We start from the raw sequence: 15355 nt of genomic DNA on the forward strand, positions 1-15355 counted from the left end.
CTGGCTACCTCCTGCTGTGGACGGCCGACAGGTGGGCCGCGAGCGCTTCGGGGCTGGGGTGGTCGAAGACGACGGAGGGTTCGAGGGGCTGGCCGAGCGCGGTCTCCAGGGCCGTGCGGGCGTCGGCGGCGACGAGCGAGTCGACGCCGAGCTCCAGGAAGGTCGCCTGCGGGTCGATCCGCGCCGGGTCGTCGATCCGGAGCAGCCCGGCCAGGACCCCGAGCACCACACCCAGGGTGGTCCGCTCCCCCGGTTCCGTTATGACGTGCGGCTTGTCTTGTGCCAGGGCAGCGGCGGCGCGTACCCGGAGGAAGCTGATCCCGTGCAGCTCCGCGATCGTGTCGTCGCCGTCGAGCAGCAGCCCGTCGGCCGTGAAGCCGACGCCGATCGGGCCGGGCGGGGCGACCCGCAGCATGGCGCGCAGGCGTTCCCCGCGTGGCTTCCGGAACACCCGGACCGAGTGGATGCCAGCCGTCACGTACGTCGCGCCCGGCTCCACGAGTGCCGCGAGCCCGTGCGTGACCGCGTCCAGTACCGGCGGCGGCATGTGCTCCGACGCGGCGATGTCCCGGCCGTGCAGCTCGGCGACCGTCACGTCCGGCCCGTACCGCTCCACTGAGGACACCCGGCGGAACTGCGGGCCGTAGTCGAGCCCGACAGCCTCGTACGCCGCGTAGACCTCGTCCGCCGACAGCACACGGCCGGGAGCCCCGTCCGGAAGCCGCCAGCCCGAGTGCTCCGGCTTGTCGCCGAGGCGGGCGGTCACGAGCAGCCGGCCCCCGCTGCGGATCTCCACAGCGGAATCCTCGACCCGCGTTTCCAGAGTCACCTGCTCGTCCACGAAAAGCGCCTCGTGGAACCGGATCTGCTCGATCGTGCGGATCTCGCCGTGCACGGCGTCCGACAGTTCGAGCAGTGACTCGACGTACGCGGTGGCTGGGATGAAGACGCGGCCCTGGGCGGTATGGTCGGCCAGGTACGCGGGATTGCCGCGAGTCAGTCGCGCGCTGTGCTCCCGTACAAAATCGTGGTTGGAGGTCTCGGCACCCAGCAGGACTGGCCCGGTGGCCTGGCCCGATCCCGGCGGCAGCCAGTGCCTGCGGGAGTCGAAGGCATAGGCGGGAAGCTCGATCCGGTGCCCTGGCAGGCTTTTGTGCACCGCGTGCCAGTCGACGGAGTGCCCGGCCGTGTAGACCTCGGCCAGGGCCCGGCGGATGGCCGTGCCGTCGGTGTCGCGCGCGCTCAGGCTCGGAATCCAGCGGTGGCCGTCATCGGTGACGGTCTGGCGGCCGAGCGACAGCAGCGCGGAGGCCGGCCCGATCTCGATCATGACGTGCTTGCCGCGGTCGGCGACGGTGCGCATGCCCGCCTCGAAGTTCACCGCCTCCACCAGGTGCCTGGCCCAGTAGTCCGGCGTGGCCGGGTCGCCTTCGAGGTGCGTGATGAGCGTGAACTGCGGCTCGCCGAACTCGACCGCCGCCAGCGTCTCGCGCAGCCGGTCGGCCGCGTCCTTCAGCAGTGGCGAGTGGAACGGCGACGCGACGTGCAGCCGCGTGACGCCCTTCAGCTTCTTCGTGACCTCGGCGAGCGATGCGGCCCCGCCAGAGATCACGCACTGGTGGGGCGAGTTGATGGCTGCGATGGCCAGGTCGGGATAGCCGTCGAGCAGCGGAGCGACTTCGCTCACCGGGGCGGCCACCGCGGCCATCCCGCCCGGCGTCGGCACGCTCTCGATCAGCCACGCGCGCCGGACCAGGAAGGCGATGCCGTCGGCCAGGCCGAACAGCCCGGTGACCGTCGCGGCCACGATCTCGCCGACGCTGTGGCCGATCAGGGCGTTCGGCCGGATGCCCCAGGAGAGCCACAGCTGCGCGAGCGCGTACTCCACTGTGAACAGTGCGGCATGGGTGTGCACGGTCTCGCCGAGCCCGTCACCCGTCCACATCACGTCGAGGATCGAGCGGCCGATGAGCGGCGCGAACAGCCGGTCACACTCCTGTGCCGCCTCCCGGAACACCGGGAACTGCTCGAAGAGCGGCCGTCCCATGCCCGCGTACTGTGACCCGGAGCCGGTGAACAGGAACGCGACCTTGCCGACGCGCTTGGTGTCCGCCACCTCACGGGACAGCAGCCGTCCGAGGTCTGCGCGATCCTTCACGACTCCGGCGATGCGGTGCTTGAAGTGGGTGCGGCCGGCGTTGCGGGTGTGGCAGATGTCCGCGAGACCCAGCTCCGGGCGGGCCTCCAGGTAGGTGGCCAGGCTGCTCGCCTGGGCCTTGAGCGCTTCCCGGGATTTCGCGGAGAGCGTGAGTACGTGTGGGCCTCCGGCGGCCGGGGCGATGGCGGGCGCGACGCGCGGCGGCTCTTCGAGGATCGCGATGCCGATCGCGCCGGCCAGCCCGAAGGCGTTCACCGCGGCCCGGCGCGGGGTGTCCGCCTTCCACGGCTCGCACTCCACCGGGATGCGCACCGGGATGCTGTCCCACGGGATCCGGCTCGACGGCTTGTCGTAGAGGTGCGGATAGAAGACCTCGTTGGCGAACTGGAGAACGACCTTCACGATCCCGCCGAGGCCGGCAGCCGGTTCCATGTGCCCGATGTTCGACTTGAGCGACCCGACCGTCACGCCGCCGAACACCGAGACGATCGAGCCCATCTCGATCGGGTCGCCGAGCGGGGTACCGGTGCCGTGCGCCTCCACGTACTGGAGGTCGCCGTGGCCCAGCCCGGCGTCGGCGAGGGCCGCCCGCATGACGCCTTCCTGCGCGGTACCGTTCGGCGCGGTCAGGCCCGCGCTCTCCCCGTCCTGCCCGATCGCCGTGCCCGTGACGAGCGCGAGCACCCGGTCGCCGTCCCGCTGCGCGTCGGACAGCCTCTTGAGGACGAGCACGCCACAGCCCTCGGCCCTGCCGTACCCGTCGGCCGCGTCGTCGAAGGCCTTGCACCGCCCGTCCGGCGAGAGGACCTGGCCGTGGGAGAGGATCGTGAAGATCCGCGGATGGTGCAGGGCGTTCACTGCCCCGCACAGCGCGACCTCGCACTCGCCGTTGCGCAGGCCCTGGACGGCCTGGTGCAGGGCGGTGATCGACGAGGAGCAGGCGGTGTCGACCGTCAGGCTCGGCCCGCGCCAGCCCAGGAAGTAGGACAGGCGGCCGGACAGCGGGTAGCTGCCTATGCCCGTCGACAGGTTGCCGTCGAGCTCGGCGTACGACAGGTACTCCAGTTCGAGCGTGTAGTCGAAGGGTGTGGCTCCAATGTAGACTCCCCCGTTCCCGTGCTTGAGCTTCGCGTTGTCCAGCCCGGCGTTGTCCAGGGCCTCCCAGGCCGTCTCCAGCAGGAGCCGCTGCTGCGGGTCCATGTACTGCGCCTGCTTCGGCGAGATGTTGAAGAACCCGGCGTCGAACTCGTCGATCCGGTCGAGGAACCCGCCGGCCGTCGTGCCGAAGATCCCGGTACCGGGAGCCCACCGCTCCACCGGCAGCGGGCCGATGCCCGACCGCCCGGCGGCGAGGAAGTCACCGAATCCGTCCAGCGTGCGGTTGCCGCCCGGAAACCTCAGGCCGATCCCCACGATCGCCACCGGCTCCGGCTGATCGCGCCTGTCCTGCCTCGCTGCCGCCGCCTCGGCCATGCCCGCGCCCCCTTCCTGACCTGCTCGGTCTACAACTGCACGACGCTGCGCATCACGACGTCCCACAGCGCCGGCCTGCGCACGGGCGCCGGCACGACCGGCTCGGCGAACAGGTCACGCAGCGGGCCCGCTGCCAGGTACGCCATCAGGTCGGCTGTGGTGTCCATCCCGGACGGCTCCGCCGGCCTGCCGAACAACTCCACCAGCCGGGGGCCGATGTCGGGGGCCGCCGGGTCGACCTCGGTGACCAGCAGGGCCTCCAGCGCGCTGTGCCGCTCGGAGACCGGCAGGGCCAGCAGTCGCCGCACGGCCGGAGTAGGACCCGTCATCGCGCACATCCATTCAGCCGAGTCGGCGGTGGGTTCAACCTGGGCGGGTGGTTTGAGCTCCCTGGCGTGCTTTCGTACGCAAAGTCAAACAGAGCGGCTTGACGCCCGGCTGACGAGTCACTGACCGTCCACATTGGCCCTGTTCGGGTACCGCGCGCGTCAGTGTGCCGTCAGCACGCTTTGGGAGGCTGCGGCGGGAGTTTCTTTCACTGGAGGCCACTATGTCCGAGGGATCCCGCAAAATCGCCATCGCCCGGCTCTATACCGACGAGGCCGGCGAGTCGCACTTCATCGACGAGCTCGTCGAGGCACACGACGCGAACTTCGCCCCGCCGGCCCCGTCGATGTACGTGTCGACGCCGCAGGAGGCCAAGGCGTCCCTGTTCCTGCTGCTGCCCGCGGGCTACGACAGCCCGCTGCACCCGGCCCCGCGCCGCCAGATCATGACCCTGGTCAGCGGGGAACTCGCCGTCACCACCAGCGACGGCGGGGTCCGCCGCTTCCTGCCCGGCGAGACCGTGCTGGTCGAGGACACCTCGGGCAAGGGCCACGGCACCCGTAGCGTCGGCGGCGAATCCGTCGTGGCGGTGGTGCAGCTATGAGGATCACCGCCTTCGCGCAGGCGCCGTACCGGTTCATGCCGGACGACTTCGAGCAGCACCACAACTCGGTGTGCGACACGCCGTACTCGCTGGCCAACCGCGACGGGGTGTACGCCTCGATCAAGGACTTCATGGACGAGCTGCTGCACGCGGCCCGGGCCGGCCTCGACGGCATCACGCTCACCGAGCACGGGCAGAGCAGCTACGACATGATGCCCAACCCGGACCTGGTGGCCAGCGCGCTCGCGTACGCCACCGAGCTGGAGGGTCTCGACGTCGCGATCTACCCGATGGGCCGCTCGCTCGGCAAGACCCGGGAGCCGATCCGGGTCGCCGAGGAGTACGCGATGCTCGACGTGATCAGCGGCGGGCGGCTGGTGGCTGGCATCCCGGTCGGCCTCGGCTACGACGCCGCGATCAACAACGGCGTACCGCCGATCCAGATCCGCACCCGCTTCGACGAGAACCTCGAGCTCGTGCTGCGGGCGTGGCGCGACCAGGAGCCGTTCGCGTTCAACGGCCGGCACAGCCAGTACCCGATGGTGAACCTGTGGCCGCGTCCCCTCCAGGACAACGTGCCGGTCTTCATCACGGGCATCGGCAACCCGCGCACCATGCAGCTGACCCTCGAACGGGGCTTCGGCTTCAACTACTTCAGCTTCGGCGGCGCGAACCTGACGGCCCGCCGGATCTTCCCCAGGTACTGGGAGATCGCCGACTCGCTGGGCGTGCCGCGCAACCCGTTCCGGGTCGGTTTCCTCCAGACGATCGGCGTGGCGGCGACGGACGCGGAGGCCGAGCGGATCTACGCCGGACCGGCGGAGTACGCCTTCCGCAAGGGCCTCGGCAGCATCCCCTCGGAGAAACTGCTGATCCCCGGCGGGCTCGACATCCGCGGCCTGCAGGCCCTGCTGTCCGACCCGGCGGACTTCGGCATGACGGCGCAGATGAAGAACGCCACGTTCAAGGAGCTGTCCGACGCCGGCGCCGTGATCGTCGGCAGCCCGGCGACCGTCAGGGACCGGCTCACCGAGTTCTGCAAGGAACACGGCATCGGCAACCTGCACGCCATGCTCAGCTTCGGCAACCTGTCCCGGCAGGACGCCTTCGCGAACATCGAGATGTTCGCCTCCGAGGTCGCACCGGCCCTGCGCGGGCTGTGGGACGGCTCCGGATTCGCCCACCACTGGTGGCCGGAACGCCTCGGCGGCCAGCCCCAGGCCCACACCCCGGCAGCGGAGAGGGTCACACCGTGAACGTCACCGAACAGACCCTGGAGGTATGGGGCGGCAGGCTGTCCGTCCGGGTCAAGACCGCCGGCTCCGGCCCGCCGCTGCTGTACTTCCACCAGTCGGCAGGCCTGGCCATCGACCCGTTCGTTTCCCACCTCGCCGAGAAGTACACGGTGTACGCGCCGGAGCTGCCGGGCACCTCGGCCGGTGACCCGTACGCGATCCACGCCGTCGACGAGCTGTCCGACCTCGTGCTCGTGTACGAGGAGGTCGCCCGCAAGCTGGACATCTCCTCGGCTGTCCTCGCCGGCCAGTCCTTCGGCGGCATGCTCGCCTGTGAGCTGGCCGCGGCGTACCCGAGCCTGGCCACCAAGCTCGTCCTGCTCGCGCCGCTCGGGCTGTGGCGGGAGGACCTGCCGGTCACGAGCTGGATGACCGAGGCGCCGGAGAAGCTGCCCGGGCTGTTCTTCCACGACCCGGCCGGGCCGATCGCCCAGGCGGCGCTCAAGCTCCCCGAGGAGCCGGCCCAGATGGTCGCGGCCATCGCCCAGCGGGTGTGGAACAACGGGTGCGCCGGCAAGTTCATCTGGCCGATCCCCGACCGTGGCCTGCGCGGCCGCCTGCACCGGATCACCGCCCCGGCGCTGGTCGTGTGGGGCAAGGACGACCGGATCGCCCCGGCCGGGTACGCCGGGGAGTTCTCCACGCTGCTGTCGGGCAGCAAGGTCGCCCTGGTCGACGAGTGCGGGCACCTGCCGCAGGTGGAGAAGTACAAGGAGACGGCCGCCGCGGTGGACGAGTTCCTCGCCTGACGCACCGTGCGCCCCCGGCCGCTGCTCGGCGGCCGGGGGCGATCACCATCCATCGTGGACCGCTCCCACAGTGGAACGCGCACGCCATTCCTGGCGTGTCCCGGCCGGCCAGCGGCACGCGGCGGCAATATGGTTGCTATGCAGCACTTCGCCTGGATCATCGCTGTCCTGGTCGCGTGTTTCCTGGCCTGTACCGCCATGCTCGCGCTCCTCCGCCATCGGCGCCGCCGGCGGGACACCGACTCGCACAACGAGGCGTCCGCCGCGTTCATGGGCGTGGCCGGCACGTTCGCCGCGATCATCCTCGCCTTCGTCATAATCCTCGAGTACGAGGCGCTCAGCAGCGCGGAGCAGCAGACGTCCACCGAGGCCAGCCAGCTCCTCGAGCTGTACTGGGCCGCCCACGCCCTGCCGCCGGCCTCCGGTACGCCGCTCAAGGAGGCCGTCCTGCGCTACGGGGAACTCGTGGTCGGCGTCGAGTGGCCACGGATGGTGGACGGGAAGGTCGACGCGACGGAGGGCTGGGCGGCCGTGACGCGCATCCGGCTCGCCGTCGAGAACATCCAGCCGGCCGACGCCCGCCAGGCCACGTTCCTCGCCAGCGCCCAGCAGGCCACAGCCGACCTGGTCGCGGCCCGCCAGGCCCGGCTCGCCCTGGTCAACGCGACCGTCTCCCCCATCATCTGGCTCGTGCTGATCACGAGCTGCGCGGCGACGGTGTCCTGCGGGTTCCTGTTCCGCACCGAGCGGCTGAGCTCCCACGTGGTCATGATGGGCTCGATCATCGTCGTCATCGTCCTCAACCTCCTCGTCGTGTACGAACTGGACCATCCCTTCAGCCGGGGCATCGCCGTGTCCCCAGCGTCCATCAGCGACGCGCTCGACCACATCCGCAGGCTCGGTTGAGCGCTCCGCTGTGACCTGACTCGGAGAAAGTCGCATTCGACCGGGTACGCATGGGTTAGCGTGAACTATGGACCTCTACGCGGGGCTTGTCGACGACGACAAGAATGGTTTCTGGGCGTTCCTCACCGGCACGTGTGGCCTGCTGTGCTCACTGGGCAGCCTGGTGCTGTTCATCGCGGCCCTGATCAGCATCCTGCGCGCCGACCGGCTCAGCACGGCGGGCAAGGTGCTGTGGGCCGTCGTCGCGTTCGCGTTCCCCTTCGTCGGCAGCCTCGCCTGGTTCTTCTGGGGCAAGAACAACCAGGACAAGCTCGCCAGGTAACCCACTCGAAACGACCCGGGGCCGGCATACCGGCCCCGGATTTTTTACGCGCCGCGAACAGTGCCTGACACCGTCGCGGGACGGGATTTCGCGAGGTCAGCGACGATCAGTCACACGTCAGGAGGACGTCAGGCCCGGCTGCTTCACTCACTGGTGAGCCCGTCGGAAGGATCACCATGACGCCCACCCTGACCCGCCTGCACGGCATCCCGCGCTCCGAACGGTACGAGGCGCTCGAAGAGCTGGTGGTCGGCGAGTTCAAGGCCACACTGCTCATGACGCCGGACGAGGAGCTCCCGCTCGACGAGAGCTTCTTCGACATCGGCTTCACCTCGCTGCTGATCGCCGACATCAAGCAGAAGCTCGAAACGCTGCTCGGCTGCACGATCAGCGCGAACGTGCTCTTCAACAGCCCCACTGTGGAGCGGCTCGTCGAGCACCTCACCGACGAGGTGCTGACAGACCTGTTCCCGCGCTAGCGCCGCTGCCGCCGCTAAGCCCTGCTAGTCCTTCCTCCCCCCCTTGTTTCCTCGCTGGGCGCACCTGGCGCGATGAGCGCTGGCCGAGTCACCGCCAGCACGGCAGGCCGGCCGCCCAGCGAGCCCCCGCACCTCGCCGGGACGAACCCGGCGCGGAAGGAGTCTGCCATGCCTGCAGTGCCGGAGTCCGCGGTGGACGGACAGCCTGAGCCGGTCGCGATCGTCGGCGCTGGCCTGCGTTTCCCCGGCGGGAACGAGACCCTGGCCGGATTCGACGAGTTCCTCAGGGAGGGCCGGACCGGGATCGGGCCGGTGCCCGAGGACCGGTGGGATGCCGGGGCGTTCAGCTCGGACGATCCCGAGGCCAAGGGTGTCATCAAGACGATCGGGTGCGGGTTCCTCGACCAGATCGACCAGTTCGACGCGCCGTTCTTCAGTGTGTCCCCGCTGGAGGCGCAGTACACCGACCCGCAGCAGCGGCTCCTGCTGGAGACGGCGTGGGAGGCGCTGGAGAACGCCAACATCAACCCGGCGGCGCTCCGGCACGGCAACGGCGGCGTGTACATCGGGGCCAGCTCGATCGACTACGCGCTCGAACTCGACTCGATCCCCTACGACGAGCTCGACGGGCACCTGGCCGCCGGGATCACCACGTTCCCGATGTCCGGCCGGTTGTCCTACTTCCTCGGCTGGCGCGGGCCGAGCCTGAGCACCGACACTGCCTGCGCCTCCTCGCTGACGGCCCTGCACCTGGCCGCCGAGGGGCTGCGGAGCGGGCAGTGCGACATCGCGCTGGCCGGTGCCGTGTCCGCGATCCACCACCCGAAGATCCTGGTGGTGTTCTCGCACGCGAACATGCTCGCGCCGGACGGCCGGTGCAAGACGTTCGACGAGTCGGCCGACGGGTACGTGCGGGCCGAGGGCTGCGGCGTGCTCGTCCTCAAGCGCCTGTCCGACGCGCAGCGCGACGGGGACCGGATCCTGGCTCTCGTGCGGGGTACCGCGATCGGCCAGGACGGGGAGAGCGCCGGCCTGACCGTGCCGAACGGTACGGCGCAGGAGCGGGTGATGCGCTCGGCCATCGCGAACGCGAAGCTCGACCCGGCCGACATCCAGTACGTGGAGGCGCACGGCACCGGTACGGCGCTGGGTGACCCGATCGAGATGGGCGCGATCAGCGCGGTGTTCCGCGACTCGCACACCTTGGACGGCCCGGTGACCGTGGCCTCGCTGAAGACGAACGTCGGGCACATGGAACCGGTGGCCGGGATCGGCAGCGTGATCAAGACCGTGCTCCAGATGCGCGCGGAGACGTTCTACCCGCACCTGAACCTGGTCAACCCGTCCGGCCGCATCCCGTGGGACTCGATCCCGGTGACGGTGCCGACGGAGTGCCGGCCGTGGGAGGCTCCGGTCCGCCGGGCCGTGGTCAACAGCTTCGGCTTCGCTGGCGGTATCGCCTCTGCGGTCATCGAGGAGGCTCCGGCCACGGCGGAGGTCCAGCCGGAGGCGGCCGGGCCGCAGGTGTTCACGGTGTCGGCGAAGAGCAAGCGGTCGCTGAAGCTGCTCGTGGAGCGGTACCAGAAAATGCTCCTGGACGATCCGGCCGTGAGTGCCGCAGACCTCTGCTACACCACCAACGTCGGGCGTTCGCACTTCCCGCTGAGGCTCGCCGGCGTGGCCGACGGCCGCGAGGAGCTGGCCGCGCTGCTCGGCAAGCTCGCCGGTCAGGCCGACAAGGCGGCCCCGGGCAAGATCCGCAAGGTCGCGTTCCTGTTCACGGGCCAGGGCTCGCAGTATCCGGGCATGGGCCGGGCGCTGTACGAGCAGTTCCCGGTGTTCCGCGAGCACTACGACGCGTGTGACGAGCTGTTCCGCCCGCACCTCGGGAAGTCGCTGCTGGAGCTGGGTGAGGAGATCCACGAGACGCGGTTCACGCAGCCGGCGCTGTTCGCGCTGGAGTACGCGCTGGCGAAGCTGTGGCTGTCGTGGGGCGCGCGGCCGAACGTGCTGATCGGGCACAGCATCGGTGAGGTGGTGGCGGCGGCGATCGCCGGGCTGTTCAGCCTCCAGGACGCGGTGCGGCTGGTCGCGGCCCGGGCCCGCCTGATGCAGTCGGTGACCGCGCCGGGTGGCATGGCGGCCATCAGCGCTCCGGTGGCTGAGGTGGAGCCGCTGCTGGCCGGGTACACGGATCTGGCTGTCGCCGCCATCAACTCCCCGCGGCAGTGTGTCGTGTCCGGTGGCCGCGACTCGCTGTCCGCTGTGATGAAAGCCTTGCAGGACAAGGGTTTGAAGGTCACGCAGCTAGCGGTGTCGCACGCCTTCCACTCGCCGCTGATGACCGAGGTGTTCGAGGACTTCCGCAAGGAGATCCGCGACATCGTTTTCACCGAGCCGTCGATGACCCTGGTGTCGAACCTGACGGGCAAGGTCGCCAGGTTCGCGGAACTGTCCACTCCGGACTACTGGATCCGGCACATCGGCGAGGCCGTCAACTTCGAGGCGGGCATGCGCACCGTCGACAAGCGCGGCGGGCACGTGTTCATCGAGGTCGGCCCGTCGCGGGCGCTGACGGCACTGGCCCGCCAGTGCGTCGCGCCCGAGGACCACCGCTGGCTGAGCAGCCTGGACCCGCGCGACCCGGCGGGGCTGACCGTCCGCGACGCCCTCGCGCAGTACTACTCCGCCGGCCTGCCCGTCTCCTGGCCCGGCTTCCACCAGGGCCGTGAGCAGCGGAAGATCACCCTGCCGGCGTACGCGTTCGACCGCAAGCGCTACTGGCTGCCACTCAAGGGCCGCAGGCACGGCCTGGCCGGCTCGGCGAAGAGCGGCAGCGTGCACCACCCGCTGCTGGGCTCGAAGATCGGCGACGGGGAGTACAGCGCGCGGATCAGCGCGGACAACCCGGGCTACCTGGCCGACCACGTCATCATGGGCAAGGTCGTGTTCCCCGGCACCGGGTACCTGGAGACGATCCTCGCCCTCCAGGACGCGGTGTACGGCGACACACGCCGCCCGGTCCGCGACGCCCGCATCCTCGAACCGCTGTTCCTCGGCGACGAGACGGTGGAACTCCGCACCCGGCTCTCCGGCTCCGACGTCGAGATCGTCAGCCGGGTCGAGGGCATCGAGCGCAGGCACTTCACCGCCCGGCTCGGTGACCGGCCCGGCGACTCGCTGACCAGGGCCGGCCGGGAGCTGAAGGTCCTCGGGTCGGGGCTGGGCGAGCCGGACGAGGTGTTCGACGCGGAGGCGGCGTACGACGTCTACGCCGACGCCGGCCTGGCGTACGGCCCGATGTTCCGGCGGATGCGCACGGTCGACCGGCACGGCGACAACCTCGCCGTCGGCGACCTGCGCGGCGCGGACGTCGGCATCCTCGAACACGTGTCGCCGTACCTGGTCGACGCCGCCGCGCACGCCTTCGCCGCGATCGGCAACGACGGCAACAGCTACCTGCCGGTCGGCTACGACTGGTTCCGGGCGTTCAAGCGGCCCAAGGCCGACAGCCTGCGGGTGCTCGTGCGGCGCAGCCCGTCCGTGCCGGAGTGGGCGGACATCGCGATCGACCTGCTGGCCTTCGAGGGCGACACGGCGGTGTTCGAGCTGCGCGGGCTGGGCATGAAGCAGGTGGCGTCGGCGAAGCGGTCGAGCCTGGTCCACGAGCTGCGCTGGATCAAGCGCTCGCTGACCGGCGCGACGGAGGAACGCCGCGTCCTGTCGACCCGCCCGATCGAGTGGGCCATCCACACACCGTCCACAGCGGACATCGAACGCGAGCTGCGCGCGGGCCGGGTGACCGACGTCTGCTGGTTCTGGACACCGGGCGGGGATCTGCGGGAGGAGTGCGAGCGCAACTACAAGGACCTGCTGGAGTTCCTGGCGGTCCTGGGCCGGGAGGGCTTCGGGCGCGACCAGCGGCTGTGGCTGGTCACGCAGGGCGCGCAGGTACTGCCGGGTGACATCTCCCAGGAGCCTGCCGCCGCCGCGAGCCTGTGGGGCTTCGGGCACACGCTGCTCAACGAGTTCCCGGCGTACCGGGCCACGATGGTCGACCTGCCCGCCGACGGCGACACCACGCTGCTGGCCGAGGAATGGCAGGTGAAGGGCGGCGGCGAGTTCCAGGTCGCGTACCGGGACGGGCACCGGCACGTGCGCCGGCTGTCGCCGATCGCGCCGGGGGCCGCGCCGTCGACGGAGAACGAGGCGCTGACGATCAAGGAGTACGGCCAGTTCGCGAACCTGCGGCTGGCCCCGGCCGAGGACCCGGAGCCGCAGGGTGACGAGGTGACGGTGGCCGTGCACGCGGCCGGCCTCAACTTCAAGGACGTGCTCAACGCGCTGGGCATGCTCAAGGAGTACGGCGAGCAGCCGCTGGGCTTCGAGGCGGCGGGCACCGTGGTCGCGGCTGGCCCGCGCGCCACGCACCGGGTCGGCGACGAGGTCATCCTGAACTACCTCGGGACGATGCGCCGCCGGATCAACGTGCCCTCGCCGGTCGCCGTGCCGAAGCCTGCGAACGTGAGCTTCACGGAGGCGGCCGGGCTGGCTGCGGTGTACGTGACCGCCCACTACGCCCTGCACACGCTCGCCGGGATCAAGGCAGGCGACAAGGTGCTGATCCACGCCGCCGCCGGTGGCGTGGGGCAGGCCGCCGTGCAGATCGCCCAGGCCGCCGGCGCCGAGGTCTACGCGACAGCCAGCCCGCACAAGTGGGACCTGCTCCGCGAGCAGGGCATCACCCACCTCTACAACTCGCGGACCCTGGACTTCGCCGACCAGCTGCTCGCCGACACGGGTGGTGGCGGTGTCGACATCGTCCTCAACAGCCTGAACCGGGACTACATCCCGGCAGGCATCCGGTCCCTCGCCGAGGGCGGCCGGTTCGTGGAGATGGGCAAGGTGGGCGCGTGGACGACCGAGCAGGTCCGCGAGGTCCGGCCCGACGTCGCCTACCACAACTTCGACCTCAGCGAGCTGCCGTGGGAGGACGCGCTGCGGGTCACCGCCGAGATCCTGTCCACAGTGGTCGCCCAGGTCGGTCGTGGCGAGCTCACACCCATCAAGACCACGGTGTACGGGCTGGACGAGGTCGAAGAAGCATTCGGCGTACTGAGCCGGGGCGCCAACATCGGCAAGCTCGTCCTCGACTTCAGCCCCGAGCCGGCACCCAGGCCGGTGCGGCTCGACCCGGAGCACACGTTCCTGATCACGGGCGGCCTCGGCGCGCTCGGCCTGGTGACGGCCGAGAAGCTGATCGCGATGGGAGCCAGGCACCTGGAGCTGGTCAGCCGGGGCGGCAAGCCGGCCGCCGACGTGGCGGACCTGTACGAGTCACTGCAGGGCAAGGCGGCCATCACCGTCCACAGTGGTGACATCGGCGAGCCTGCCGACGTGGCCCGGATCATGGCAGCAGTGAAGGCCGCGGGCCGGCCCCTCGGCGGCATCGTCCACTCGGCCGGCATCCTGCTGGACGCACCCGTCACGGCCCAGACCTGGGACACCATCGACGCGGTACTCCGCCCGAAGGTCTACGGCACCAAGCTCCTCCACGAGGCTTCCAAGGACTTCCCTGAACTCCAGTTCTTCCTCGGGTACTCCTCGGCGGCCCCTGTGGTCGGCACGCCCGGCCAGGCCAACTACTCGGCGGCCAACGCGTACCTGGACAACCTGCTGGTGTGGCGGGCGGCCAGCGGCCAGCCCGGCCTGAGCATCAACTGGGGACCGTGGGGCGAGGTCGGCATGTCGGCCAGGCTCAGCGGCCAGCTGCTCAAGCGCTGGGCAGAGGAAGGCATCAAGCTGACCAGCCCGGCGGCCGGCATGCGGGCGCTCGGCGGCCTGCTGGCCGGGCACTGGTCACAGGCAGTGGTCGGCGAGTGCGACTGGGACCGGTTCATCTCGGCGAAACCGATCTCCAACAGCCTGTACCAGAAGATGATGCCCGAGGGCGGCTCCGGCACCGGCAAGGGCGTCGACCTCGAAGCGCTCACGGCGGCCCCGCGCCGCGACCGGCTGGCGCTGATCGACGAGTTCGTCCGGGGCCGGGTCGCCGCGGTGCTGCACTTCGACGACCCGGAGTCGGTGGACTCCGCGACGGAGTTCATCCGGCTCGGGCTGGACTCGCTGGTCGCCGTCGAGCTGAAGAACGCGCTGGAGGCGGCCTTCCGGGTACCGCTGCCGGCTTCGGTCGCCCTGGACTACCCGACGTCGGAGGTGCTGTCGGAGTACATCGACACGCAGCTGGTGCAGGAAACGGCGGACGTGTGATGGGCGGCGGGGACTGGTTCTGGCCGACCGAGCCCGACCCGGACGCGACGATCAGGCTCTTCATGTTCCCGTACGCGGGCGGCAGCGCACCGATCTTCGAAGAGTGGCGGCCGCTGTTCCCTGCGGACGTGTCGATGCAGGCTGTGCAGCTGCCCGGCCGGTTCAACCGGGGCTCCGAGCCCCGGCACCGGGACATGGAACCGCTGGTCGAGGCGGTCGCGGAGGCGTTCATGTCCGAGCTGGACCACCGGCCGTACGCGCTGTTCGGCCACTCGATGGGCGCGCTGCTGGCCTACCGGCTGGCCGTGCGGCTGGAGGAGGAGACGGGTGCGGGTCCCGTGCTGCTCGGCGCGGCCGGCTGGTCACCGGAGGGGTTCACCATGCCCAGCATGGAACTGGTGAACCTCCCCCAGCCGGAGCTGGTCGACTGGATCGTGAACCTGGGCTCGCTGCCACCGGCGGCGTACGCGCCCGAGGTGCTCGACCTGACTGTCCCGCCGGTCCGGGCCGACCTGGAGATCTGCGCGAAGTACCTCGACGACGGCGCGCGGGTGTCCTGCCCGATCGTCAGCTACAGCGGGCGGGACGACCCGCTGCACGACCGGTCCGGGCCGGGTTCCTGGGCCGGGCGGACGCCGGAGTTCCTCGGCAACTCCGAGTTCCCCGGCGGGCACTTCTTCCTCTACGACGCGGTACTGCCGATCGCGGCCGACCTGACCCGGCACCTGCTCCGGGCCGCAGAGACCGCACCGGCCTGGAACTTCTAGGAGGA

10 protein-coding genes are annotated in these 15355 nt (G+C 70.5%); 8 read left to right on the forward strand and 2 right to left on the reverse strand.

Annotated features, from left to right (window positions below; genetic code table 11):
- Nucleotides 1-4: 4 nt before the first annotated feature.
- Nucleotides 5-3631, reverse strand: a complete 3627-nt coding sequence (locus A3G1_RS0104905) for a type I polyketide synthase (protein ID WP_018348352.1) — start codon at nucleotides 3629-3631, stop codon at nucleotides 5-7.
- A gap of 29 nt (nucleotides 3632-3660) precedes the next feature.
- The gene (locus A3G1_RS0104910) at nucleotides 3661-3960 is read right to left on the reverse strand and encodes a hypothetical protein (protein ID WP_157640916.1); all 300 of its coding nucleotides are present in this window, start codon (nucleotides 3958-3960) and stop codon (nucleotides 3661-3663) included.
- A 221-nt stretch (nucleotides 3961-4181) separates the two neighbouring features.
- Here A3G1_RS0104910 and A3G1_RS0104915 point away from each other — a divergent pair, with 221 nt between their 5' ends.
- The 8 genes from A3G1_RS0104915 to A3G1_RS0104950 all read left to right on the forward strand — a co-directional run bounded on the left by A3G1_RS0104915 (nucleotide 4182) and on the right by A3G1_RS0104950 (nucleotide 15350).
- Nucleotides 4182-4562 carry a cupin domain-containing protein gene (locus A3G1_RS0104915; protein WP_018348354.1) on the forward strand — a complete coding sequence of 127 codons (381 nt, stop codon included), beginning with the start codon at nucleotides 4182-4184 and terminating at the stop codon, nucleotides 4560-4562.
- A complete protein-coding gene (locus A3G1_RS0104920; protein ID WP_018348355.1) occupies nucleotides 4559-5818 on the forward strand; it encodes an LLM class flavin-dependent oxidoreductase in 1260 nt (419 codons plus the stop codon). The genes A3G1_RS0104915 and A3G1_RS0104920 overlap by 4 nt, the downstream gene beginning before the upstream one ends.
- A complete protein-coding gene (locus tag A3G1_RS0104925) occupies nucleotides 5815-6606 on the forward strand; it encodes an alpha/beta fold hydrolase (RefSeq protein ID WP_018348356.1) in 792 nt (263 codons plus the stop codon). Before A3G1_RS0104920 ends, A3G1_RS0104925 begins: the two co-directional genes overlap by 4 nt.
- 138 nt (nucleotides 6607-6744) lie before the next feature.
- Nucleotides 6745-7512: a bestrophin-like domain gene (locus A3G1_RS0104930; protein WP_018348357.1), complete on the forward strand. Its 768-nt coding sequence runs from the start codon at nucleotides 6745-6747 to the stop codon at nucleotides 7510-7512.
- Nucleotides 7513-7579: 67 nt separating this feature from the next.
- Nucleotides 7580-7834, forward strand: a complete 255-nt coding sequence (locus A3G1_RS0104935; protein ID WP_018348358.1) for a PLD nuclease N-terminal domain-containing protein — start codon at nucleotides 7580-7582, stop codon at nucleotides 7832-7834.
- 176 nt (nucleotides 7835-8010) lie between these two features.
- Nucleotides 8011-8313, forward strand: coding sequence for an acyl carrier protein (locus tag A3G1_RS0104940; RefSeq protein WP_018348359.1), 303 nt, complete (start codon nucleotides 8011-8013; stop codon nucleotides 8311-8313).
- A gap of 168 nt (nucleotides 8314-8481) precedes the next feature.
- Nucleotides 8482-14583: a type I polyketide synthase gene (locus tag A3G1_RS0104945; RefSeq protein WP_018348360.1), complete on the forward strand. Its 6102-nt coding sequence runs from the start codon at nucleotides 8482-8484 to the stop codon at nucleotides 14581-14583.
- The gene (locus tag A3G1_RS0104950) at nucleotides 14583-15350 is read left to right on the forward strand and encodes a thioesterase II family protein (protein ID WP_018348361.1); all 768 of its coding nucleotides are present in this window, start codon (nucleotides 14583-14585) and stop codon (nucleotides 15348-15350) included. The genes A3G1_RS0104945 and A3G1_RS0104950 overlap by 1 nt, the downstream gene beginning before the upstream one ends.
- Nucleotides 15351-15355 lie beyond the last annotated feature (5 nt).

This window comes from Longispora albida DSM 44784, from assembly GCF_000379825.1.
GTDB classification, from domain to species: domain Bacteria; phylum Actinomycetota; class Actinomycetes; order Mycobacteriales; family Micromonosporaceae; genus Longispora; species Longispora albida.